The sequence below is a fragment of the Stappia sp. ICDLI1TA098 genome (assembly GCF_054880955.1).
The window spans coordinates 230,737-252,047 of the sequence record NZ_JBTZBT010000003.1 but is presented as its reverse complement, the minus strand read 5'-3'; the positions used below and the strand labels follow the sequence as shown (position 1 = coordinate 252,047).

Below are 21,311 nucleotides of genomic sequence, written 5' to 3'. Positions count from 1 at the left end.
TTCTTCCTCTCAGTCCCTTCCCCCTCGGTCTCCCGATTTTCTTCAGGCGAGCGGGCCAGAGAACATGTCTCCTCCTTCCGATGACTGCGGGCGGCACACCTGGATCACCTGCGAGCGGAACCAGACGTGAGCGGGGGAAAGGTGGGTGCTCTTGTGCCACATCATCTGGATGTCGAGCGGCGGCAGGTCGAGGGGCGGCGAGAAGGTGACGAGATCGAAGCGGGCGGTGAAGAGCTTGGCGAGACGCTCCGGCATGGTCGCGACCAGGTCGGAGCGCTCGAGCAGGAAGGGGACGCCGACGAAATCCGGCTTGGAAATGGCAACCTGGCGGACCAGGTTCATCCTGGCCAGCGCCTCATCGAGGACGGCACGGTACATCGTCGCCTCGGCGGGTTCGATCGCCACATGCTCAAGCTCGCAGAAGCGGGCAAGCGACAGCGGCTCGGCGATTGCCGGATTGCCCCGGCGCGCCAGACAGACCATGCGATCCGAAAACATGCGCCTGGAAATGAGGTCTCCCGGCGCATCTGGAAAGTAGGAGACCGTCAGGTCGACGCTGCCCTCGCCGAAGACGCGGGCGAGGCGGAACGGGTCCGGTCCGACGATGCGCAGCCTGATGTGCGGCGCAAGCTCGCGGAAACGGCGCTGCAGCGAGGGAATGAGGATGGCGTCGATATAGTCGGTCAGGATCAGCGTGAAGGTGCGCCGGGAGCGTGCCGGGTCGAAGCCGCCGCTGTCGTCGACGAGGCCTTCCATCTCGCGAATGAGGATCTGCACGCGCTCGTGCAGGCCACGCGCCACGTCGGTCAGGACATGGCGGTTTCCCTGGCGGATCAGCAGCGGATCGTCGAACACCTCGCGCAGGCGCTTGAGCGTCATGCTCATTGCCGGCTGGCTGACGCCGAGGCGCGCGGCGGCCTGGCTTACGTGCCGGTCGCGCAGCAGGGCGTCCAGCGCCCGCAGGTCCTTCAGGCTGTAATCGAAGCCAGCCATTTCATACTCTTGAATTATTCGATTTCCTGATAGTCCATATCAAGCGCAGCCGATTGCTGCAAACATTCCACAGCCTTCATTGTTCTTCCTGATAGCTCTCCGCATTTGTCCGGAGGGGAATTCCGGCAATTGACCGGAGTGAGCAGACTGCCAAGGGAGGACATAATGGCTCTGAAGACCATCCGCGTAACCCGGGACGAGATGCGCAAGCGCGTGGCTCTGTTTTCGGAACTGAAGGGATTTGACGGCGGCCTGCCGGACAGCGATCATCCCGACTGCAAGCGCACGCTCTACAACGTCGTCGGCTTCCAGCCGCCCGAGGGATCGGACGTGGCGACGACCTCGCCGGTCGGTGCGCAGGCGGCGGAGAATGCCTCCATCAAGATCTCCGAGGGGTTCAACCTGGGCTACTGCCATGCGAAGCCCGGCAAGGGACCGATGATGCACAATCACGACACCAACGAGACCTTCATTCCGATGACCGGGCGCTGGCGGTGTTCGTGGGAGGTCGACGGTGCGGTCGAGGCTTTCGAGCTCGGTCCGCATGATGTCGTCTCCTTCCCGCCGGGCGTCCAGCGCCGGTTCGAGAACATCACCTTCGACGAGCCGGACAAGGAGCATCTGCTCATGTTCGTGATCAGCGGCAATCAGCCGAAGGCGGAGTTCTCGCCCGACTCCATGGACGAGCTGCGCGAGCGCGGTCTGCTGGAAAGCTGATGGCCGACGCGACCACGCAACCGACGGGCGCGCCGCTTGCCGAGCTGGATGCGGCTTTTCCCAAGTCGCACAGCCGGAGCGGGCGCCTGTCCTATCGCCACGGTGTCGCCCCGGCGGGGCGACCCGTCCTGCTGTTGCCGGGGGCAAGCGGCACCTCCGAGTTCTTCTGCCATGTCGCCCCGCTCCTGCGGGACGGGGGGTGCGATCCGATCCTGGTCGACTATCCAGGCACGCTCGCGCCGCGGGAGCTGGCACGCGAAACGGAGAGCCTTGCCGGCGAACTCGGGCTCGTGTCGCCGGTCGGGCTCGGCTGTTCCTACAGCGCCTGGTGGCTGCAATATGCCCTCGCCACGGGGCCGTTCTCCAGGCTCGTCCTGTGCAACGGCTTTGTCGAGGCGGAGGACCTGAAGCCGAACCCGCTTTTCGATCATGCGGCGATCGAGGCGACGCCGGCGGAGGATCTGCGCGGTCAATGGCGTGACCGCGCCGCGGCAGGGCCGAAGACCGCTTTGTCCGGCCTGTTGCTCTCGGCGATGACCGGATGGCTGGCGGCGGAAGACCTGAAGGGGCGCCTGCTGGAGGTCACGTCCTCCTCGCCGGTGCCGCTGGCGGAGCGCTATCGGGGGCCGGTGACGGTCATCGATTGCGACGACGATCCGATCGTCAGGGCCCCGGCGAGGACCCGCTTTCGGGAAACCTGGAGCAGTGCCGACCACCGGCGGACGGGCGGTGGTCACTATCCCTATGTCAATGCACCGGAGGAATTCGCGCAAGCCGTGCTGGCGTCGATCTGACGAACCGAACTACCTGGGAGGGAAAAAACATGAAACTGGGCACGTGGATCAAGGGTTTGTGCGGGGTGGCGCTGCTGGCGGCCTCCGCAGTGGAGGCGCAGGCGGACAGCTTTCTGCTGCGCATGGGAGGCGGTCACACGACGGGTCTCACCTATATCGCGACCTATGACGGCTTCTTCGCCGATGAGGTTCAAAAGCGCGTCAAGGAGCGGACTGGACACGACATCCGCTTCATCAAGGCCTGGGGCGGCAGCGTCGCCAAGGTCGACGGCGCCATCGAGGCGGTGCAGCGCGGGACGCTCGACATCGGGCTTTCGCCCATTGGCTTCGAGCAATCGCGCGCGGCGCTGCTGAACTACAGCGCCATGGTGCCCTTCACCACCGCAGATCCGGTGCTGCAGGGGCGTGTCGCCACACGGATGCTCAAGGAGGTGCCGAGCCTTCAGGATAGCATGAAGCCCTACAACGCGCATGTGCTGGCGATGATGGTGACGGAAGCCTACGGGCTTGCCACCAATTTCGACTGGACGTCCATCGACGATCTGAAGGGGCGGCGCATCGCCATGGCCGGCACCAACGCGCCGCTGTTCGTGCCGATTGGAGCGGTGCCGGTCAATCTCGGCATTGGCGAGCACTATCAGGCGATGCAGACCGGCCTTGCCGAGGGCAGCCTGTTCTTCATCTCCGGCATGGAGGCCTTCCGGCTGAAGGAAGTGGCCTCGACCTTCACCCGCACCGGCTTCGGATCGCTGTCGACCTTCGTCGCCTTCATGAACGAGGACACCCGCGCGCGGCTGCCCGAGGACGTGGTGCGGATCATCGACGAGGTGGCGGCCGAGGCCACGGTCATCGTGGCCGAACGCAGCGCCGAGCGCGACAAGGCTGTGGCCGAACGCCTCGAGGCCGAGGGCATCACCGTGCGCGATCTCTCCAACGAGGAGCGGGCGCGCTGGGCCAAGGCGGTGGCGGAGATCCCGGCCACTTCGGTAGCCGGTCTCGCCGACCGGGACTATCCGACGGCGGATGTGCTCAAGGCCTACATCCGCATTCTCGCAGAAGAAGGCTACACCTTCCCCACGGACTATCATTTCTGAGCCGTTGGATGGCCGGTCGGGCGGTGCCCGGTCGGCCATCCGCTGGTGCAGTCCGTTCAACGGGGGAGAGACATGGAACGTTTCATCAAACGGGCGGCCGGCCTGCTGGCGGATATCGGCAGCCTCGTCGTCTACCTTTCGGCGGCGCTGATCGTCTATGACGTCGTCGCGCGGATCGCCTTCGGGAAACCATTTGCCGGCACCGCCGATCTGGTGGCGATCGCCCTGGTGCTCGTCACCTTCCTGCAAGCGATGAAGGCTCTGCTGCAGGACAGGCTGCTGCAAATGACGCTGCTTCTGGAAAAGCTGCCGGAACGGCTCCTGTCACTTGCCATGGGGGCGGCCAATCTCGTCGGCGCGGCCCTGTTCCTGTGCCTTGCCGCCATCGCCGTCGAGCCGACGATGCAAGCCTATCGCACCCATGAATTCTTCGGGACGGACGCCTTCCGCGTGACGGCATGGCCGGTACGGCTCGCGGTTGCCGTGCTGTGGTGCCTGCTCGCCATCGCCTTCCTGACCAAGGCCCGCATGTCGCTGCAAAGGACCTCCCGATGATCGAACAAACCGCGGTGATCGCGCTCGGCCTGATCTTCATCCTGTCGCTGGCCGGCGTCCATATCGCGCTCTCCTTCCTGATCGGCTCGACCGTGGGTCTCTACCTGCTGTTCCAGGACTGGTGGATGACGCTCGGCCTGCTGGAGCAAACGGCCTTCGACGGCCTTCGCGACTACAACCTGATGGTCATCCCGCTGTTTGCGGTGATGGGTCTGCTGATCGCCCGGTCGGGAGCGGCAAGCGATCTCTTTTCCGCCGCGAACCGCAGCTTCAGCCGGGTGCCGGCGCGGCTGGCGGTGGCCACCGTCGCCGGCAATGCGCTCTTTGCCGCGGTCACCGGCGTCGGGGTCGCCGCGGCAGCAACCTTCAGCCACATCGCCTATCCCTCGATGCAGGCGGCCGGCTACAAACGCAGCTTCGCCGCCGGCTGCATTGCCGGGTCGTCGGTGCTCGGCCTGTTGATCCCGCCCTCGGTCTTCATGATCGTCTGGGCGATCCTGACGGAACAGTCGATCGGCCGCCTCTTCGCCGCCGGCGTCCTGCCGGGGATCGCGCTGGCCACGCTCTTTGGTCTCTATTGCATGGTGAGGGCGATCCGAAGTCCGGAAGTGACCGGCGGTGAGACGGCGACGCTGCCGGACAGCGCGCCTCGGCCCGACCCGGTTGGCATCGGCGGCATGCTGGCGATCATCGTGGTCACGCTGGGAGGCATCTGGGGTGGCTATTTCACGCCGACGGAAGGCAGCGCTGTCGGGCTGTGCGGCGCGCTCCTGCTGGCGCTGGCCAAGGGCATGAGCCGGGCGGCGATCATCGATGCGACCCGCGAGGCGGGCATGGTCGTGACACCGATCATGCTGCTCCTGCTCGGTGCGGCGATGTACTCCAAGCTGCTGGCGCTCGCCGGCATTCCCCAGGTGGTGGGCGTGCTGTTCGAAACGCTGGAGCTGGGGCCGACCGGCACGATCCTTGTCATGGCGGCGATCTGGCTGGTGCTTGGGTGTTTTGTCGACAGCATCTCCATCATGTTGCTGACGGTGCCGCTGTTCTGGCCGATCGCGCAGGCGATGGGGATCGACGCGGTGGTCTTCGCCATCGTCGGCATCCTGGTCATCGAGGCGGGCGTGCTGACGCCGCCCTTCGGTATCGGCGCCTTCGTCGTGCTGGCGGCGATACCCGACAAGGAGCTGAGGCTATCCGAGGTGTTCCGCGGGCTTGCGCCCTACTGGACGATGATCCTCGCCATCGCGGCTCTGGTCTATATCTTCCCGGCGCTCGCGACCCTGGTTCCCTCGCTTCTCTGAATGCCGGGAAGAACGATCTGCGACGCACGGGCGCGCGGGTAACCGCGTGCCCGTTGTCGTGTCGAGGGTGGTCGCGAAGGGGGGGGCTGTGCGGACGAATGCCAAACGCAAAAAAGGCTGCCTTTCGGCAGCCTGTCCCGCTATTTCCTCTGTGACTGGAGCGGGCGATGGGATTCGAACCCACGACCCCAACCTTGGCAAGGTTGTGCTCTACCCCTGAGCTACGCCCGCATCAGTCAGTGGCGCCAGCCGTGGCCGGCGCCTGAGGTGGGCTGTATATGAACCAACGCGCGACGGATTGCAACAGTGTTTTTTCAACTCCCCCGCAAGGGTCGCCTGCTGTGGATGACCGGTGGATTTCTTGCGTCTTTTCAAGCCGGAGCGGCCGTGACCCGGCCTCCTGGGAGGCCCCTTTCGGCCAGGAAGGCGGTCATCCGGAGGGCGGGACGTCGCGGGCGGGGCGATCGTTGCCGCAGGTCGCATCGCGTCTTGTGCGCGGCGTCCCGCGCCGCTAGACCGGAGGGGAAAGGGCGTGTCCCGATCCTTCATTGTCAGCCCGGCCGGCTCGCCCGGTCCAGTCCGGAGATGCTCCATGCCGGCAAGCCGCGCCGATCTTCTCGCCTTTCTCGACAGCCTCGGCATCGAGACGACGACACATGACCATGAGGCGGTGTTCACGGTCAGCGAGTCCACCGAGATCCACCACCGGATGCCCGGCGGGCATACGAAGAATCTCTTCTTGAAGGACAAGAAGGGCCGCATCTTTCTTGTCGTCGCGTTGCAGGACGCGGAGATCGATCTCAAGTCTCTGCATCGCAGGATCGGCGCGCAGGGGCGGCTGTCCTTCGGCAAGCCGGAGCTGCTGATGGAGACGCTGGGCGTGCGGCCGGGGTCGGTGACGCCCTTCGCGCTCTACAACGACCGCGACGCACAGCAGGTGACGCCGATCTTCGACGCGGCGATGATGGCGGTGGATCCGCTCAATTTTCATCCACTGGAAAACATCGCGACCACGACCATTTGCCGGGATGACCTGCTGGTCTTCGCCCGCGCCTGCGGCCACGATCCGCAGGTGATCGCGGTGAGCGGGGAAGAGGCCGCCGCGGAGGCGGGGAACGACGTTTGAATTTGGGCCGTACGGTGCCCATGTTAGGGCCACGAAAACGACGCGCGTCTTCTCCGCCCCGGCCCCGTGTTGCCGGCCCCGGAGCGGACCGGGGACATGGGGATGCTTTAGATGAGCAATGACGGATATTCGGTTGGCGGCAGCTTTGGCGGCGCGTTCGGTGGCGGCATGGGCGGTGGCATGGGAGGCGGCGCCCCGACGCCCACGGCTTCTGCCCGGCCTGCCGCCAGCGGCGACGTCATCCGTGACGTGACCACCCAGGACTTTCGCGCCAGCGTCATCGATGCCTCCAGCGAGCGCCCGGTTCTGGTCGATTTCTGGGCCCCCTGGTGCGGGCCGTGCCGCCAGCTGACCCCGGCGCTGGAAAAGGCGGTGACCGAGGCGCGTGGCGCGGTGGTGCTTGCCAAGATGAACATCGACGAGCACCCCGAGGTGGCCGGCCAGCTCGGTATCCAGTCGATCCCGGCGGTCATCGCCTTCAAGAATGGCCAGCCGGTCGACGGCTTCATGGGTGCGCAGCCCGAAAGCGAGATCAAGTCGTTCATCGAGCGTCTCACCGGCCCCGCGGGCCCGAGCGAGGCAGAGACCTATATCGCCGAAGCCGAGACGGCGCGCGAGGCGGGCGACCTCGGCCGCGCCGCCCAGCTTTACGGCGCGGCGCTGACGCAGGAGCCGGAAAACGGCGCTGCGCTCGGCGGACTTGCCCAGTGCTACGTCGCCGCCGATGCACTCGATCAGGCACGTCAGGTGCTTGAGGCCGCGCCGGAGACTGTTGCCAAGGACCACCCGGCGATCCTGGCCGCGCGGGCGGCCATCGAGCTTGCCGAGCAGGCCGCCAGTCTTGGCGACCTCGCCGAGTTGGAGGCGCGCATCGAGGCCGATCCGGGCGATCACCAGGCCCGTTTCGACCTCGCGGTGGCGCTGTCCGCGCGGCCCGACAAGAAGCTCGCCGTCGATCACCTGATCGAGATCGTGCGCCGCGACCGGGAATGGAACGAGGACGGTGCGCGCAAGCAGCTTCTCCAGTTCTTCGAGGCCTGGGGCGCGAAAGAGCCGGCGACGGGCTATGGCCGGCGGAAGCTGTCATCCGTTCTGTTCAGCTGAGACGTATACCCTGACGCGAGAGCGGGCGGGCGCAGGCGCCTTCGTCCTGTCGGCCACCGCCCTTCGGGGCGGCGTGGACTGGCAGGATGTGGTGCCCGTGTCCATATGTCCGGTATGACGCCGCGCGCTGGACGCGCGGAGAAACGGAGGGCCATGTCATGCGCGCAGGAAACAAGAGCTACTCGGGCCCGGCCGACATTCCCTCGACCTTGCCCCTTTTTCCGCTGTCGGGCACCGTGCTGCTGCCACAGGCGCAGATGCCGCTCAACATCTTCGAGCCCCGCTATGTGGCGATGATCGACGCGGCGATGCGCGGCGACCGGATGATCGGCATGATCCAGCCGGACTTCGAGGAAGGCGGCGCATCGGCGCAGGAAACCCCGCCTCTGGTTTCGGTCGGCTGCGCCGGGCGCATCGTCGCGCTGCAGGAGACCGGCGACGGGCGCTATCTGGTGTCGCTCACCGGCGTAGCCCGCTTCACGCTGGAAGAGGAGCTGGAAACGGTGACGCCCTTCCGCATCGGCCGGATTTCAAGCGAGGCCTTTCCCGGCGACTTCGAGGCTGGCCGGGGCGAGGGTGAGGTCGACCGCGACGGGTTGATCCGCACGCTCAAGACTTATCTCGACGCCAATGACCTCGAAGCCGACTGGAGCAGCATAGAGCGTGCTTCGACGGAGGTGCTGGTCAATGCGCTGTCGATCATGAGCCCCTACGGTCCGGCGGAGAAGCAGGCGCTGCTCGAGGCGCCGGACCTGCGCACCCGCGCCGAGACGCTGGTGGCGTTGACGGAGGTGGATATGGCGCGCAAACAGGGCGACGATGGGGTGATCCTGCAATAGGATCGCCCGACCGTCGAAAAAAGGGCGCGGCAGGGGCCGCGCCGGCCGCGAGGACCGCCGACATGACCACCGAACCCGCCCGCCCCGCGCACGAACTCGACCGCAAGCTGCTGGAGCTTCTGGTCTGCCCGCTGACCAAGACGACGCTGGAGTATGACGCGGCGGCGCAGGAACTGATCTCGCGTGTTGCCCGGCTCGCCTATCCGATCCGCGACGGCATCCCGATCATGCTGCCGGACGAGGCGCGCAAGCTCACGGAAGACGAAGCCGCGCGAAGCTGATCCCCGCGCTGCCTCGATACAGGCACGAAATGCGAAACGCCCCGCCCGGAAGACCGGGCGGGGCGTCTTTGTTTCAAGCTCCGGCCTGGGCCAGGATCAGGCGTTGAGCGCTTCCAGCTCGGCGACGATGGCATCGCCCATGGCCTTGGTGCCGATGGTCTCGGCGCCCTTGGCGGCGATGTCGGCGGTGCGCAGGCCCTTGTCGAGCGCGGCCGAGATCGCCTTCTCCAGCAGGTCGGCCTGTTCGACGAGGCCGAAGGAGTAGCGCAGGCACATGCCGAAGCTGGCGATCATGGCGATCGGGTTGGCGATGCCCTTGCCGGCGATGTCGGGAGCGGAGCCGTGCACCGGCTCGTAGAGGGCGCGGCGCTTGCCGGTGTCGGGATCCGGCGCACCGAGCGAGGCGGACGGCAGCATGCCGAGCGAGCCGGTCAGCATGGCGGCGACGTCGGAGAGCATGTCACCGAAGAGGTTGTCGGTGACGATCACGTCAAACTGCTTGGGCCAGCGCACCAGCTGCATGCCGCCGGCATCGGCCAGCATGTGCTCGAGTTCGACGTCCTGGAAGCCGTCGGAATGGGTCTGGGTGACGACTTCGTTCCAGAGCACGCCCGACTTCATGACGTTGCGCTTTTCCATCGATGTGACCTTGCCGCGACGGGTGCGGGCCAGCTCGAAGGCGGCGCGGGCGATGCGGTCGATCTCGTAGGTCTCGTAGATCTGCGTGTCGATGCCGCGCTTCTGGCCGTTGCCGAGGTCGATGATCTCCTTCGGCTCGCCGAAATAGACGCCGCCGGTCAGCTCGCGCAGGATGAGGATGTCGAGACCCTCGACCACGTCGCTCTTCAGCGAGGAGGCATCGGCGAGTGCGGGGTAGCAGATCGCCGGGCGCAGGTTGGCGAAGAGCTCCATGTCTTTGCGCAGGCGCAGCAGGCCGGCCTCGGGGCGCACCTCATAGGCAACGCCATCCCACTTCGGTCCGCCGACCGCGCCGAAGATGACCGCATCCGCCGCCATCGCCTTTTCCATGGTCGCGTCGGAGATTGCCTGGCCGTGGGCATCGTAGGCGCATCCGCCAACGAGGTCGGTCTCGGTCTCGAACGTCGCGGGGCCATGCGCGCCGAACCAGGAGACAACCTTCTTCACCTCCTCCATGATTTCCGGGCCGATGCCGTCGCCGGGCAGGAGAAGGAGCTTGTGCGTGGTCATGGGAAACGTTTCCTCGGGGTTGTTCTGAAGGCGAAACTCGGAGTTTTTTGCTAATCGCTCGCGCGTCCGTTGGCAAGCGTCGGGCGGCCCCGGCTCACGCGGCGATGGTGTCGAGCGCGACGTTGCCGCCGCAGACCAGAACGCCGACGCGCTCGCCGGGAGCGGGCCTGTAGACGCCGCTCGTCAAGGCGGCGAGGGCGGTTGCCGCACCCGGTTCGACGGCCTGCTGCAACTCGCGCCACAGGCGGGTCTGGGCCTCGGCGATCGCCGCATCGGCGACGAGCAGGCTTTCCGCGACATGGGTGGAGCAGATCGTGTGAACCAGATCGCCGCAGCGCCTGGCGCCGAGGCTGTCGGCGGCCAGGCTTTCGACCGGCACATCCACCGGGGTTCCGGCCTCGAGCGCGGCATGCAGCGCGCAGGAGCCTTCCGGCTCGACGGCGACGACCTTGACCTTGCCCGACAGCCAGAGCGCACAGCCGGAGATCAGCCCGCCGCCACCGACGGCGATCAGCACCGTGTCGAGGTCGGGCGTCTGCTCCAGCCACTCCAGCGCCACCGTGCCCTGTCCGGCGATGGTGCCGGGCGCGTCATAGGCGTGAATATCCATCGCGCCGGTCTCGGCCCGGTGGCGGGCGCAGGCCTCGGCGGCATCCGCATAGCGCGCGCCGCCGATGTGGAGCGTCGCGCCATAGGAGCGGATGCGGGCGATCTTCGCGGGGGAGGAGGTTTCGGGCACGAAAATATCGGCGGGGATGCCGAGGGCGCGTGCCGCATAGGCGACAGCCGCGCCGTGGTTGCCGCCCGAGGCCGCGGCGACGCCGGCGGTGGGAACGCCGCCGGAGAGCAGTGTGTTGAAGGCCCCGCGGGCCTTGAACGATCCCGAGTGCTGGAGCTGTTCCAGCTTGAGGTAGATCGAGGCGTCAAGGCCGAAGGAGCCCGCGCCGCTTTCGATCACCGGCGTGCGGCGGACATGATCGGTGATGCGGGCTGCGGCCTTGGCGACGTCGTCGCGGGTCGGGGGAAGGGACATGGGCAAACTCCGGGTCGTGGTGAGGGGCGTTCGGGGGCGGCGCGCGTGTTCACGACAGCAGCGCCTCGGCCCCGCGCCAGATGAGGGTCAGGGCCAGCGCCGACATGATGACGCGAAAGCCCGTGCGGAACGCCTTTTCAGGCATGTCGGACAGCAGCCTCGTGCCGGCGAGCGTGCCCAGGAAGCCGCTCGCGATCATCAGCACGATGAGACCCGCCCATGGTGCGAAGGCGAAGCCGAGCGCACCGAAGACGGCGATCTTGAGCACATGCATGCAGAGCGCGGTGACCGCCTGGGTGGCGACGAAGCTCTTGCGTGTCAGGCCGAGTGCGGCCAGCACGGCGCCGCCGATGGGCCCGGTGGCGCCGAAGATCATGCTGAGCGCGGTGGCGATGAAGCCTGCGCCGGCCATGGCCCGCTTCGGCGTATTGGCGAAGCGTGGCGGGCGTCCCCAGACCATCCACAGTATGAAAAGTCCGAGGGCGAGGCGAATGACCGCGCCTGGCAGGTTGATCGCGACCGCGCCGCCGGCGATGGCGCCGAGGACGGCTCCAGCGAGGAACCACAGCGCCGCCGTCCAGTTCACATGACCAAGGAGCACCGCCGCGCGCCCGGCGTTGGAACCGAGCTGGACCATCCCGTGGACGGGCACAAGCGCTGCGATCGGCATCACCAGCGCCATGATGCCGATCAGCATCACGCCGCCGCCGAGCCCGAAGGCTGCCGAGACCGCCGATGTGAGGAAGCTGACCAGAACAAGCCCGAGCTGCACCAGAGGGGAAACATCCGGTGCAAGGAGCGCCTGGGTCAAGGCGGCTAGGAAAGCGTCCATCGGTGCCAGTCCAGGGGAAGAGCGCGGCCGCGCCCGGATCGTGCGAGGCGATGAAGAAACGGAACGGCGGGCCGCGATGGCGGCCCGCCGCGATTGGCTGGTCGGGGTCGGCTCAGTCGGCCGGCAGCGCCGTCTCGACGAGCTTTACCCAGTAGGAACAGCCCACCGGGATCAGATCGTCGTTGAAGTCATAGGCCGGGTGGTGAAGCTTCGCCGTGTCGCCGTTGCCGGCGAAGATGAAGGCCCCCGGACGCTCCTCGAGCATGAAGGAGAAGTCCTCACCGCCCATGGTCGGCGCGACATCCGTGTCGACATTCTCCGCGCCGACGATCGAGGCCGCCACGGAGGCTGCGAAGTCGGTCTGCTCGGCGTGGTTGGAGGTGATCGGGTAGTCGCGGCTGTAGTTCACGACCGCCTTGGCGCCATAGGCCTCCGCGATGGTCGGGACCAGCTCCTTCAGACGCTTCTCGGCCAGGTCGCGCACATCCGGGTCGAGGGTGCGCACGGTGCCGCGCAGGACCGCGGTCTGCGGGATCACATTGTCGGAGAAGCCGGCATTGAAGGCCGTGATCGACACGACGACCGACTTCAGCGGGTCCACGTTGCGGCTGGCGATCGACTGGATGGCCTGGATGATGTTCGAACCGACCAGGATGGTGTCGACGACCTCGTTCGGCTTGGCCGCATGGCCGCCAACGCCCTCGATCTCGATGCGCAGGTGATCGGCGGCGGCCATCATGCCACCCTTGCGGATGTGGAACGTGCCGACCGGAGCGCCCGGCATGTTGTGCATGCCGTAGACTTCCTGGATGCCGAAACGGTCCATCAGGCCGTCGTCGATCATCGCCTTGGCACCGGCACCGCCTTCTTCGGCCGGCTGGAAGATGACGATCACCGTGCCGTCGAAATTGCGGGTCTCGGCGAGATACTTGGCCGCACCGAGCAGCATGGCGGTGTGACCGTCATGGCCACAGGCGTGCATCTTGCCGGGAACGGTCGAGGCGTAGGGCTTGCCGGTGATCTCTTCCAGCGGCAGCGCATCCATGTCAGCGCGCAGGCCGACAACCTTGCCGGAGGCGTTGGTCTTGCCGCGGATCACGCCAACGACGCCGGTCTTGCCGAGCCCGGTCACGACCTCGTCGACGCCGAAGGAACGGAGCTTCTCCGCCGCCAGTTCCGAGGTGCGATGGGTGTCGTAGAGAAGCTCCGGGTTGGCGTGAATGTCACGGCGCCACTCGGTGATTTCCTCCGCGAAATCGGCGAATCGATTGATGATCGGCATGTTCGTCCTCTGACCGTCGTTCTTGAGATAACGCGTGATCCGCGTGTCGTTCGGTGCACGCGATCACGCCACAGGAGAGGGGCGTATCTGACGCCGAAAAGCGGTGATGGCGCAAGCCCTATCGCCGAATTGTCTCGCCGATTCCCCATGCACGCGGGTCACGGCCGACCTTCCGCTAAGGGAGCTTTCAGGCTTCCGCGCGCAGGCGAAAGACGCTGGTGCGCTTGACGGAGAAGTCTTCCAGCGAGCGGTTCACCTCGATGTCATAGGTGGCGAGGCGCTCCAGCCTGTCCATCGGCAGGTAGCTGCGGCCGGGGTCTCCGACAAGCACGGTCGTGCCGGCCTTTCGCGCCGCATCGAGCCACGGCAACACCCGCTCGGCCATCGGTTTCTCGTAGAACACGTCACCGCTCAGCAGCACGTCGACGGCGGGAGGCGGAGCGTGAAGAAGATCGTCGGCGAGGATCGCCAGGCTGACGCCGTTCAGCGCCGCGTTGAGTGCCGCCGCCGCATTGGCGAAGGGGTCGATGTCGCAGGCGGTGACCGAGGCGGCGCCGGCACGCGCGGCGGCGATGGCGACCAGCCCGGAGCCGGTGGCGAAATCCAGCACGGCGCGCCCGGCGAAGATCTGAGGATTGTCCAGGACATAGCGAGCAAGCGCCTGGCCGCCGGCCCAGGCAAAGGCCCAGAACGGCGGCGGCAGGTTCATTTTCTCCAGTTCCGCTTCGGTCTTCTGCCACAGGTCCATCGCCTCGTCGGCGAGGTAGAGCCGGATCTCCGGCGCATGTGGCACCGGGTGCACGCGGGTGTTGGCGCGGATGAAGGCGGACGGATCCGCGCGGGGCGTCATCAGCGTTTCGAGACCGCCGGGTCGAGGCCGCCCATGCGGCAGACGATATCCCATTCCTCCTCGCTCACCGGCTGCACCGACAGGCGCATGGAGGTGACGAGCGCCATCTGCGATAGCGTCGGCTCGGCCTTGACGTCGGCCAGCGTCACCGGCCTCGGCATGTCGCAGACGGCCTTGACGTCGACACACTCCCAGCGCGGATCGTCGGTGGTGGTATCGGGGTGTATCTCCTTGCACACCTCGACGATGCCGACGACTTCCTTGCCGATGTTGGAGTGATAGAAGAAGCCACGGTCGCCGAGCTTCATCTCGCGCATGTTGTTGCGGGCGAGATAATTGCGGATGCCGTCCCACTGCTCGCCGGCATCGGCCTTCGCCTTCTGCTGGTCCCAGGACCATTTGTCCGGCTCGGACTTGAACAGCCAGTAACGCATCTCAGGCCTCGGGGTTCTTCAGGACCCAGTTCCACGGGCGGATCTCGACGCTCGTGAAGAGGCCGGCACGGGCGTAGGGGTCCTCTCCGGCGATGGCGAGTGCCTCGTCGCGGTTCGTCGCCTCGATCACAACCAGCGAGCCGGTCATGCCGCCGTCGTCGTCCATGAAGGGGCCGGCGGCCTTCAGCCGGTCGCCCATCGCCTTGAGATAGGCGAGGTGCTCGGAGCGGGTGTCGAGGCGGATCTGTTGCGCGCCCGGCTTGTCGGTGCAGATCAGCGCATAGAGCATGAGCGGGTCCTCCTGGTCTGGATGGGCCGGCTCCCGACGGGGAGCGGCCGATGGTCGTTCCGGCAATAGATACAGGCTTGTCCGGCTCCCGCAAGAGCCCGGCGGCGCCGGGCGATCAGGCCTCGCGGCGCAGCGGGCGGCCCATCAGGCTTGCCAGCGCGCCGTCGAGCGAGATCCGCTGTGCGAGCACGTCGGCGACGGCGGCGGAAATCGGCACCTCGACCCCGTGGCGGGCGGCGAAGGCCACCGCGACGGAGGCGGTGTGGACACCTTCGGCAAGCTTGCCGCCGGCCGCTGCTGGACCCTCGCCCGCGCCAAGCGCCATGCCGAAGGCGAAGTTGCGAGACTGGGCGGACGAGCAGGTGAGCACCAGGTCGCCGAGGCCGGAAAGGCCGGTCAGTGTTTCCGGGCGCGCGCCGAGCGCTTCGCCGAGACGGGCAAGTTCGGCGAAGCCGCGCGCGGTAAGAGCGGCGAGCGCGCTTGCCCCCCAGCCCTTGCCGGCGACCGCGCCGCAGGCGATCGCCAGCACGTTCTTCAGAGCGCCGCCGATCTGCACGCCGACGAGATCCGTCGCCGCGTAGGGGCGGAACTGGCTGCTGGCAAGGGTCGCGGAGAGCCGGTCGGCGAGTTCGCCGTCTTCCGCAGCGAGGGTGACCGCGGTCGGCAGGCCGCGCGCCACGTCGGCGGCGAAACTCGGTCCCGAGAGAACGGCCGGGACACAGGCGGGGGCGGCCTCGCCGACGACCTCCGACAGGAGCAGGCCGCTGTCGCGCTCCAGCCCCTTGGCGCACAGGACGAGCGGCGTTCCAGGCGCGACATGGGCGGCGATGAGCCCGGCCATGGCACGGGTGGTCTGGGCCGGGGTGACGAGCAGCACCGCGTCGGCATCGCGCAGCGCCTCGGCCGGATCCGTGGTGGCGGCAAGCGGACCGCCGAGCGCGATCCCCGGCAGATAGGCCGGGTTCTCGCCGCGTAGGGAGAGCGCCTCGACGCTTTCCGCATCGCGCGCGAGAAGCCGCACCTCGCGTCCGGCGCGGCGCGCGACCAGGGCGAGGGCGGTTCCCCAGGAGCCGCCGCCGACGACGGCGACGCGCTCGAAGGGCCGGGCCTGGCCGGCGGCGCTCACGGGGCCATCCCGAGGCGCTGCGCCACGGCCGTGAGCGGAGCGTGGAAGCCGGTGAAGAAATTGGCGGGAGCCATCGCCAGCGCCTCGCCGAGGTCGAGCCAGAAAAGCTCGAAGCGGATCGGGTCGCCGCCGCCCGAGGGGCTCATCTCGAAGTGCTCCCAGCTCTGGCGCCGTCGCGCCGCGCCGCTCACCGGGGTGCGGGCATGGTAGAGCCTGCGGTCGTGGATGTCGCGGCCGAGCGAATTGTCGAAAAGAAGCACCTGCGCGCCGATCATCTCGAGGGCATGGGGCAGGTGGAGACCGGTTTCCTCGGCGAATTCCCGCAGGGCCGCCGTCAGGTGGCTTTCGCCCGGATCGACGGTGCCGCCGGGAACCTGCAGGCCGACATAGGGCTGGTCCGGCTGGCGGAAGACCAGAAGGTCGCGCCCGGCGGTCAGGTAGACATAGGCCTTGTGCTTGAGCCTGTCGTAGTCGACGGGGCGTTCGGCGCAGACGACGCCTTCCTCGAAACGCGGATCTGTCACGCCTTGGCTCCCTTGCGGCCCGAGCCGAAGACGGGTTCGGCCTCCCTGTCGAGCGGCCAGCGCGGGCGTGGCGGCACGGCGCTGTCGTCGACTGTTTCCCCGGCGGCGCGGGCCGCGACCATCCGCTCGATGCCGGCCCAGGCGATCATCGCGGCGTTGTCGGTGCAAAGCCTGTGCGGCGGGGCGACGAGACGGGCACCGGCGGCTTGCGCGACCTCGCCCAGACGGCGACGGATCCCGCTGTTGGCGGCCACGCCGCCGGCGACGACAAGGACAGGCTCGGCATCGGGGTGATGCTCGCGGAAGACCGCGAGCGCGCGGCGGCTCTTCTCGCCGACCACATCTCCGACGGCGGCCTGGAAGCCGGCGCACAGGTCCGAAACATCCTGCGGCGACAGCGGCGCCGCCGCATGGGCGGCGGTGCGCAGGGCCGTTTTGAGGCCGGCGAAGGAGAACTCGATGCCGGGCCGGTCGAGCATCGGTCGCGGCAGCCGGAAGCGGGTCGGATCGCCGGACGCGGCGGCTTTTTCCACCGCCGGACCGCCGGGAAAGCCAAGCGACAGCAGCTTGGCGGTCTTGTCGAAGGCCTCGCCGAGCGCGTCGTCGATGGTCGAGCCGAGACGGCGGTAGGCGCCGACGCCCTCCACCATGAGAAACTGGGTGTGGCCGCCGGAGACGAGCAGCAGCAGGTAGGGGAAGGCGAGCCTGTCGGCGAGGCGCGCGGTCAGGGCGTGGCCTTCCAGGTGGTTGACCGCGACGAGCGGCTTGCCGGATGCGGCGGCGATGGCCTTCGCCGTCATCAGCCCGACAATGACGCCGCCGATCAGGCCGGGGCCGGCGGTGGCGGCGACCGCGTCGATGTCGTCGAAGGAAACACAGGCCTCTTCCATGGCGGACTTGACCAGACGGTCGAGCAGGGAGATATGGGCACGCGCCGCGATTTCCGGAACGACGCCGCCGAACGCCGCGTGTTCGTCGGTCTGGGAGCGGATGACGTTCGACAGGATCGTCGCGCTGCCGTCCACGGCACGTCGGACGACCGCCGCCGCCGTCTCGTCGCAGCTCGTCTCGATGCCGAGCACGGTCAGTTCCCCGGCCGGCTTTTCGCCGTCCGGTGTGTATCCGGTGCCGGCCGCATTGGCCGTTGCGCTCTCAGGGACTATCATTCAGCTTCGCCTACCGATTTGCATCCGCCTAGCACCGGGACCGATCTTCTTGCAAACAAAACCAACCGCAGACTTCGACGAGACCCGCCCGCTCCTTCGCATCGGCACGCGCGGCAGCCTTCTGGCGCTTGCCCAGGCACATGAGACCAGGGACCGCCTGATGGCGGCGCATGGCCTGCCCGAGCGCGCCTTCGAGATCGTCGTGATCAAGACCTCCGGCGACCGCATCCAGGACCGCCCGCTATCCGAGGTGGGGGGCAAGGGGCTCTTTACCAAGGAAATCGAGGCGGCGATGATGGCGGGAGAGATCGACATCGCCGTTCATTCCTCCAAGGATATGCCGACCGTGCTGCCGGAGGGGCTGGAGATCGTCACCTTCCTGCCGCGCGAGGATGTGCGCGACGCCTTCATCTCGCCGAAGGCGAAGACGCTTGCCGAATTGCCCCATGGTGCGGTGGTGGGGTCTTCCAGCCTGCGCCGCCAGGCGATGATCAAGCGGATGCGTCCCGACATCGAGGTGGTGACCTATCGCGGCAACGTGCAGACGCGGCTGCAGAAGCTCGCCGACGGCGTGGTGGATGCGACGCTGCTCGCCTATTCGGGTCTGAAGCGTCTCGACCTTGCCCATGTGGTGACCTCGGTGATCGACACGCGCGACTTCCTTCCCGCCGTCGGACAGGGTGCGATCTGCATCGAGGCGCGGGCCGACGACCTGAAGGCGCGCAAGCTTCTGGAGGCGATTCACGACCGCGAAACGCAGATCTGCCTCGATGCGGAACGGGCTTTCCTGCGGGTTCTCGACGGTTCCTGCCGAACACCCATCGGCGGGCTGGCGACGCTCTCGGCGGACGGTCTGGACTTTCGAGGGCTGATCCTGACACCGGACGGCCAGACCGTGCACGAGACGACGCGCTCCGGTTCGATCGCGGATGCGGTCGAGATGGGGCGCGACGCCGGGCTGGAGCTCAAGGAGCGCGGCGGCCCTGGCTTCTTCGGGGACTAGCGGCTTGGCCCGCGTTCTCGTCACCCGTCCGCGAGAAGCGGCGGCACGCACTGCCCGGCGCCTCGAGGCGCTGGGCCACGAGGTGATCGTCGCGCCTCTCATGGAAACCCGTGCGCTGCCTCCGGCGGACTGGCCGGAGACGGCGCGCATATCGGCCGTGGCACTGACCAGCGAGCGCGCCGTCGAGGCGGTGTGCGACGATCCCCGCTGGAGCCGATTGCGCGGGCTGACGGTCTTCGCCGTCGGCGAGCGGACGGCCGAGGTCGCGCGGGCCGCTGGGGCAGGCGATGTGCGTGCGGCCGGCGGCACGCTGGGAACGCTTGTCGACCTGATCGCCAGCGAACCACCCGAAGGGCCGGTTCTCTATCTCGCGGGGCGCAAGCGCTCGGGCGATCTTGTCGCGGAACTCGCGGGCCGTGGAATTCGTTCTGTCATGGTCGAGGTCTACGACGCGGTGCCCCTGCCGGCTCTCGATGCGGCGGCGCGGATGGCTCTGCTCGCACCTCCGGATCCGGGGCCGATCGTCGCGCCTTCATACTCGCGCCGGTCGGCCGAGGCGCTGGCGGCGGCCTTGCGTGCCTGGCCGGAGCGGCCGAATTTCGTCTTCCTGGCGTTGTCGGAGCAGGTCGCCGGCGCGCTTGCGGGTCTTGGGCCGTGTCATGTGGCCGAAGCTCCGGATGAGGACGCGCTCGTCGCGCTTCTTGGCGAGACGTGCTAATCGAAGGCCCAATTTGTTTTGCAGCGCAAAACCGGCCACCATGGGCAGGCCGGGATCGCGCCAGGAAATCGGGTGCCGGGGAAATCCTCCCGGGGCCGAACGGTTGACCACCGGGCCGGGACGGCCCGTGGCCCGGCGAAACCCGCCGGGCGCGTGCAAGGGAGAGCGACGATGGCTGCCGACGACAAGAAGCCGGACCCGAAGGGCCAGGCAGAGAAGCCGGGTGCCCGTGGCGCGGGCGGCACCGCGCGCAAGCCCGTGACGATCGATCTGGAAGCCCGCGAGGTGAAGGGCGCGGCCGGTCCGGGACCGGCGGCAAGCGCCGGCGCGAAGGCCGACGAGGCGAAAAAGCCGGGACCCGCGCCCGCCGCTTCGGCGACCTCTGGCGCGACGGCCGCACAGGCCGGGGCGGGTGCTTCCGGCGCGAAGACCGGTGCGGATGCCGCGTCGGCGAGCGCCGGCAAGGCCGCCGATTCCGGCTCCGGCGAAGCGAAAGCCGACGGCATGAAGCCGACGGCAGCGAAGGCTTCCGATCCGAAAAAGGCTGACGCGGGGATTTCTGAAACCAAGGCTCCTGAAACCAAGGCGACTGAAACCAAGACGCCTGATGCGAAGGCATCGGAGACGAAGGCCGGAGTGACGGCTGGTGCCGGGTCCTCGGCGTCGGCGGCTTCTTCCGCAGGTGCCACGAGCGCGGCACATGCCTCCGGTCCGGCACCGACCAAGCCGTCCCCGGAAGAGGGGCGTGGTGGTTCCGCCGGCTTTGGCAGCCTGCTCGCGGCCTCTCTCGTTGGCGCGGTCGTGGCGCTGGGCGGAGCCTTTGGCGCGCAGCAGGCCGGATTCCTTGGCGGCACGGATGCGAGCGGGGAGGCGCGGGCGGCGCTTCAGGCGGCGCAGAGCCGGATTGCCGGCCTTGAGGAGCGGATCGCAAGCCTTGCCGACCGGCAGGACGCCAGCGCGGGCGTCGCGCCCGAGCTTGGCAGCCTGAAGAACCGGCTCGACTCGCTGGAAGGCGACATCAAGGCGGCGGCCAGTTCGGGTGCGGACCAACTCTCCGAGGCGGCAGCGGCACGCCTTGGCGACGTCGAGAAGGGGCTTTCCGATCTTCGCGGTTTCGTCGCTTCGGGCGGAGCGGGCGAGACCGCCGGTCTTGCCAGCCTGCAGCAAAGCGTGAGCGGGCTTGAGAGCCGGATTGCGGATCTCGGGTCAAAGGTGGAGGCGCTTGGCGAGCCCGCGCCGGCGCCGGACCTGTCCGGCATCGAGACGCGGCTCGATGCCCTTGAGACGGCAAGCCAGACGCTTTCGAGCCTGCCGGAAGCCATCGACGGCCTGCGCCGGGAGGTCACGACGACGCGTGAGGAGACCGGCAAGCTCGACGCCCGCTTCGGCTCTCTGGAGACGGCGCTGACGCAGAAGACGGATGAACTGTCATCGTCTCTCGCCGCGCTGACCACCCGTGTCGAGCCGATCGAGGCGCAGATGGGGGATGCAGGCGCACGCGAACTGGCCTCGCGCGCCATCGCGGTGACGCAGCTCAAGGCGGCCATGGACCGTGGCGCGCCGTTCGAGACCGAGCTTGCCGCCGTGGCCGGCCTGGTTGCCGAGGGGACGGACCTTGCGCCGCTTGCGGCAAAGGCGGCGACCGGCGTTCCCACACGCACCGAGTTGCGCGCCCGCTTTGGCGCGGCTGCCCGGGCGATGAGCGCAACGCTCGACCGGCCGGCGGATGGCGACATGGTCGACACGCTCCTGTCCAACGCACGCTCGCTGGTTTCGATCCGCACGCCGGGCGAGTCGGGTTCGGCGACCCCGGATGCGGCGCTCGGGCGGATGGAAGCCCGCGTCGACGCCGGCGATCTCGCCGGCGCGCTTGAGGCCTATCAGGGCCTTCCGGAGCCGGCGAAGGCGGCCGGTGCGGACTGGGTCGCCGACGCGAAGGCGCGCCTTGCCGCCGATGCGCTTGTGGACGGGGTCACCCGCGACGTGCTGAAATCGCTTGGCGACGCCGCCAGGTAATGCCCGAGGGCCCGCCATGTCGGTC

Annotated in this window: 23 protein-coding genes and 1 tRNA gene; 12 read left to right on the top strand and 12 right to left on the bottom strand. The window is 68.0% G+C overall.

The features are described from left to right. Nucleotides 1-42 precede the first annotated feature (42 nt). Nucleotides 43-993 (bottom strand): LysR family transcriptional regulator, encoded by a 951-nt coding sequence (locus tag ACSLUQ_RS16230; protein ID WP_417771471.1) that lies wholly within the window; start codon nucleotides 991-993, stop codon nucleotides 43-45. Nucleotides 994-1,158: 165 nt separating this feature from the next. Between ACSLUQ_RS16230 and ACSLUQ_RS16225 the strand changes: the two genes are divergently transcribed. The 5 genes from ACSLUQ_RS16225 (at nucleotide 1,159) to ACSLUQ_RS16205 (ending at nucleotide 5,454) form a co-directional block, all read left to right on the top strand. After that, complete coding sequence (locus ACSLUQ_RS16225; RefSeq protein ID WP_417771472.1) at nucleotides 1,159-1,710, top strand: cupin domain-containing protein; 552 nt, start codon at nucleotides 1,159-1,161, stop codon at nucleotides 1,708-1,710. Beyond that, nucleotides 1,710-2,504, top strand: a complete 795-nt coding sequence (locus ACSLUQ_RS16220; RefSeq protein WP_417771473.1) for an alpha/beta fold hydrolase — start codon at nucleotides 1,710-1,712, stop codon at nucleotides 2,502-2,504. The genes ACSLUQ_RS16225 and ACSLUQ_RS16220 overlap by 1 nt, the downstream gene beginning before the upstream one ends. A 29-nt stretch (nucleotides 2,505-2,533) precedes the next feature. Beyond that, nucleotides 2,534-3,598 (top strand): TRAP transporter substrate-binding protein DctP, encoded by a 1,065-nt coding sequence (gene dctP, locus ACSLUQ_RS16215; RefSeq protein ID WP_417771474.1) that lies wholly within the window; start codon nucleotides 2,534-2,536, stop codon nucleotides 3,596-3,598. Between the two features lie 72 nt (nucleotides 3,599-3,670). Further along, nucleotides 3,671-4,153, top strand: coding sequence for a TRAP transporter small permease (locus ACSLUQ_RS16210; protein ID WP_417771475.1), 483 nt, complete (start codon nucleotides 3,671-3,673; stop codon nucleotides 4,151-4,153). Beyond that, on the top strand, nucleotides 4,150-5,454 hold the full coding sequence (locus tag ACSLUQ_RS16205) for a TRAP transporter large permease (RefSeq protein ID WP_461809111.1): 1,305 nt from the start codon (nucleotides 4,150-4,152) through the stop codon (nucleotides 5,452-5,454). Before ACSLUQ_RS16210 ends, ACSLUQ_RS16205 begins: the two co-directional genes overlap by 4 nt. Before the next feature lie 156 nt (nucleotides 5,455-5,610). Here the strand turns inward: ACSLUQ_RS16205 and ACSLUQ_RS16200 are convergent. Further along, a tRNA-Gly gene (locus ACSLUQ_RS16200) sits at nucleotides 5,611-5,685 on the bottom strand. A gap of 361 nt (nucleotides 5,686-6,046) precedes the next feature. Between ACSLUQ_RS16200 and ACSLUQ_RS16195 the strand changes: the two genes are divergently transcribed. From ACSLUQ_RS16195 to ACSLUQ_RS16180, 4 genes are all read left to right on the top strand, one after another. After that, nucleotides 6,047-6,580, top strand: coding sequence for a prolyl-tRNA synthetase associated domain-containing protein (locus ACSLUQ_RS16195; RefSeq protein WP_461809110.1), 534 nt, complete (start codon nucleotides 6,047-6,049; stop codon nucleotides 6,578-6,580). 111 nt (nucleotides 6,581-6,691) lie between these two features. Beyond that, the gene (gene trxA / locus ACSLUQ_RS16190) at nucleotides 6,692-7,684 is read left to right on the top strand and encodes a thioredoxin (protein ID WP_461809109.1); all 993 of its coding nucleotides are present in this window, start codon (nucleotides 6,692-6,694) and stop codon (nucleotides 7,682-7,684) included. Nucleotides 7,685-7,842: 158 nt separating this feature from the next. Beyond that, the gene (locus ACSLUQ_RS16185) at nucleotides 7,843-8,523 is read left to right on the top strand and encodes an LON peptidase substrate-binding domain-containing protein (protein WP_461809108.1); all 681 of its coding nucleotides are present in this window, start codon (nucleotides 7,843-7,845) and stop codon (nucleotides 8,521-8,523) included. Nucleotides 8,524-8,585: 62 nt separating this feature from the next. Further along, nucleotides 8,586-8,804 (top strand): Trm112 family protein, encoded by a 219-nt coding sequence (locus tag ACSLUQ_RS16180; RefSeq protein ID WP_417771480.1) that lies wholly within the window; start codon nucleotides 8,586-8,588, stop codon nucleotides 8,802-8,804. A gap of 96 nt (nucleotides 8,805-8,900) precedes the next feature. On the opposite strand, the gene leuB is transcribed toward ACSLUQ_RS16180, so the two are convergent. The 10 genes from leuB to tsaD all read right to left on the bottom strand — a co-directional run bounded on the left by leuB (nucleotide 8,901) and on the right by tsaD (nucleotide 17,549). Beyond that, nucleotides 8,901-10,013: a 3-isopropylmalate dehydrogenase gene (leuB, locus tag ACSLUQ_RS16175; RefSeq protein ID WP_417771481.1), complete on the bottom strand. Its 1,113-nt coding sequence runs from the start codon at nucleotides 10,011-10,013 to the stop codon at nucleotides 8,901-8,903. A gap of 94 nt (nucleotides 10,014-10,107) precedes the next feature. Beyond that, nucleotides 10,108-11,046 carry a threonine/serine dehydratase gene (locus ACSLUQ_RS16170; RefSeq protein WP_461809107.1) on the bottom strand — a complete coding sequence of 313 codons (939 nt, stop codon included), beginning with the start codon at nucleotides 11,044-11,046 and terminating at the stop codon, nucleotides 10,108-10,110. Nucleotides 11,047-11,095: 49 nt separating this feature from the next. Next, nucleotides 11,096-11,878, bottom strand: coding sequence for a sulfite exporter TauE/SafE family protein (locus ACSLUQ_RS16165; RefSeq protein WP_417771483.1), 783 nt, complete (start codon nucleotides 11,876-11,878; stop codon nucleotides 11,096-11,098). Between the two features lie 112 nt (nucleotides 11,879-11,990). Next, nucleotides 11,991-13,160 carry a M20 aminoacylase family protein gene (locus tag ACSLUQ_RS16160; protein WP_417771484.1) on the bottom strand — a complete coding sequence of 390 codons (1,170 nt, stop codon included), beginning with the start codon at nucleotides 13,158-13,160 and terminating at the stop codon, nucleotides 11,991-11,993. A 187-nt stretch (nucleotides 13,161-13,347) separates the two neighbouring features. Further along, a complete protein-coding gene (locus tag ACSLUQ_RS16155; RefSeq protein WP_461809106.1) occupies nucleotides 13,348-14,010 on the bottom strand; it encodes a class I SAM-dependent methyltransferase in 663 nt (220 codons plus the stop codon). Then, nucleotides 14,010-14,444 (bottom strand): EVE domain-containing protein, encoded by a 435-nt coding sequence (locus ACSLUQ_RS16150; protein WP_417771486.1) that lies wholly within the window; start codon nucleotides 14,442-14,444, stop codon nucleotides 14,010-14,012. Before ACSLUQ_RS16150 ends, ACSLUQ_RS16155 begins: the two co-directional genes overlap by 1 nt. A 1-nt stretch (nucleotide 14,445) precedes the next feature. After that, a complete protein-coding gene (locus ACSLUQ_RS16145) occupies nucleotides 14,446-14,733 on the bottom strand; it encodes a YciI-like protein (RefSeq protein WP_461809105.1) in 288 nt (95 codons plus the stop codon). Nucleotides 14,734-14,848: 115 nt separating this feature from the next. Continuing rightward, nucleotides 14,849-15,859 (bottom strand): NAD(P)H-dependent glycerol-3-phosphate dehydrogenase, encoded by a 1,011-nt coding sequence (locus tag ACSLUQ_RS16140; protein ID WP_461809104.1) that lies wholly within the window; start codon nucleotides 15,857-15,859, stop codon nucleotides 14,849-14,851. Beyond that, nucleotides 15,856-16,383: an NUDIX hydrolase gene (locus ACSLUQ_RS16135; protein ID WP_461809103.1), complete on the bottom strand. Its 528-nt coding sequence runs from the start codon at nucleotides 16,381-16,383 to the stop codon at nucleotides 15,856-15,858. The genes ACSLUQ_RS16140 and ACSLUQ_RS16135 overlap by 4 nt, the downstream gene beginning before the upstream one ends. After that, a complete protein-coding gene (gene tsaD, locus ACSLUQ_RS16130) occupies nucleotides 16,380-17,549 on the bottom strand; it encodes a tRNA (adenosine(37)-N6)-threonylcarbamoyltransferase complex transferase subunit TsaD (RefSeq protein WP_461809102.1) in 1,170 nt (389 codons plus the stop codon). Before tsaD ends, ACSLUQ_RS16135 begins: the two co-directional genes overlap by 4 nt. Before the next feature lie 49 nt (nucleotides 17,550-17,598). On the opposite strand from tsaD, the gene hemC reads away from it, so the two are divergent. The 3 genes from hemC to ACSLUQ_RS16115 all read left to right on the top strand — a co-directional run bounded on the left by hemC (nucleotide 17,599) and on the right by ACSLUQ_RS16115 (nucleotide 21,286). Continuing rightward, nucleotides 17,599-18,552, top strand: coding sequence for a hydroxymethylbilane synthase (gene hemC, locus ACSLUQ_RS16125; protein ID WP_417771491.1), 954 nt, complete (start codon nucleotides 17,599-17,601; stop codon nucleotides 18,550-18,552). A gap of 4 nt (nucleotides 18,553-18,556) precedes the next feature. Continuing rightward, entirely contained in the window at nucleotides 18,557-19,270 is a 714-nt protein-coding gene (locus ACSLUQ_RS16120) for a uroporphyrinogen-III synthase (RefSeq protein ID WP_461809101.1), read from the top strand. Between the two features lie 171 nt (nucleotides 19,271-19,441). After that, entirely contained in the window at nucleotides 19,442-21,286 is a 1,845-nt protein-coding gene (locus ACSLUQ_RS16115) for a mitofilin family membrane protein (protein ID WP_461809100.1), read from the top strand. Nucleotides 21,287-21,311 lie beyond the last annotated feature (25 nt).

Bases quoted from the DNA above. Each gene is read 5' to 3' on its own strand.
- ACSLUQ_RS16160 (WP_417771484.1), bottom strand. From the start codon at position 13,160: ATGCCGATCATCAATCGATTCGCCGATTTCGCGGAGGAAATCACCGAG.
- ACSLUQ_RS16205 (WP_461809111.1), top strand. From the start codon at position 4,150: ATGATCGAACAAACCGCGGTGATCGCGCTCGGCCTGATCTTCATCCTG.
- ACSLUQ_RS16150 (WP_417771486.1), bottom strand. From the start codon at position 14,444: ATGCGTTACTGGCTGTTCAAGTCCGAGCCGGACAAATGGTCCTGGGAC.
- ACSLUQ_RS16165 (WP_417771483.1), bottom strand. From the start codon at position 11,878: ATGGACGCTTTCCTAGCCGCCTTGACCCAGGCGCTCCTTGCACCGGAT.
- ACSLUQ_RS16225 (WP_417771472.1), top strand. From the start codon at position 1,159: ATGGCTCTGAAGACCATCCGCGTAACCCGGGACGAGATGCGCAAGCGC.
- ACSLUQ_RS16115 (WP_461809100.1), top strand. From the start codon at position 19,442: ATGGCTGCCGACGACAAGAAGCCGGACCCGAAGGGCCAGGCAGAGAAG.
- ACSLUQ_RS16170 (WP_461809107.1), bottom strand. From the start codon at position 11,046: ATGTCCCTTCCCCCGACCCGCGACGACGTCGCCAAGGCCGCAGCCCGC.
- ACSLUQ_RS16220 (WP_417771473.1), top strand. From the start codon at position 1,710: ATGGCCGACGCGACCACGCAACCGACGGGCGCGCCGCTTGCCGAGCTG.
- trxA (WP_461809109.1), top strand. From the start codon at position 6,692: ATGAGCAATGACGGATATTCGGTTGGCGGCAGCTTTGGCGGCGCGTTC.
- leuB (WP_417771481.1), bottom strand. From the start codon at position 10,013: ATGACCACGCACAAGCTCCTTCTCCTGCCCGGCGACGGCATCGGCCCG.
- dctP (WP_417771474.1), top strand. From the start codon at position 2,534: ATGAAACTGGGCACGTGGATCAAGGGTTTGTGCGGGGTGGCGCTGCTG.
- ACSLUQ_RS16185 (WP_461809108.1), top strand. From the start codon at position 7,843: ATGCGCGCAGGAAACAAGAGCTACTCGGGCCCGGCCGACATTCCCTCG.
- ACSLUQ_RS16145 (WP_461809105.1), bottom strand. From the start codon at position 14,733: ATGCTCTATGCGCTGATCTGCACCGACAAGCCGGGCGCGCAACAGATC.
- ACSLUQ_RS16195 (WP_461809110.1), top strand. From the start codon at position 6,047: ATGCCGGCAAGCCGCGCCGATCTTCTCGCCTTTCTCGACAGCCTCGGC.
- ACSLUQ_RS16180 (WP_417771480.1), top strand. From the start codon at position 8,586: ATGACCACCGAACCCGCCCGCCCCGCGCACGAACTCGACCGCAAGCTG.
- ACSLUQ_RS16210 (WP_417771475.1), top strand. From the start codon at position 3,671: ATGGAACGTTTCATCAAACGGGCGGCCGGCCTGCTGGCGGATATCGGC.
- ACSLUQ_RS16230 (WP_417771471.1), bottom strand. From the start codon at position 993: ATGGCTGGCTTCGATTACAGCCTGAAGGACCTGCGGGCGCTGGACGCC.
- tsaD (WP_461809102.1), bottom strand. From the start codon at position 17,549: ATGATAGTCCCTGAGAGCGCAACGGCCAATGCGGCCGGCACCGGATAC.
- ACSLUQ_RS16155 (WP_461809106.1), bottom strand. From the start codon at position 14,010: ATGACGCCCCGCGCGGATCCGTCCGCCTTCATCCGCGCCAACACCCGC.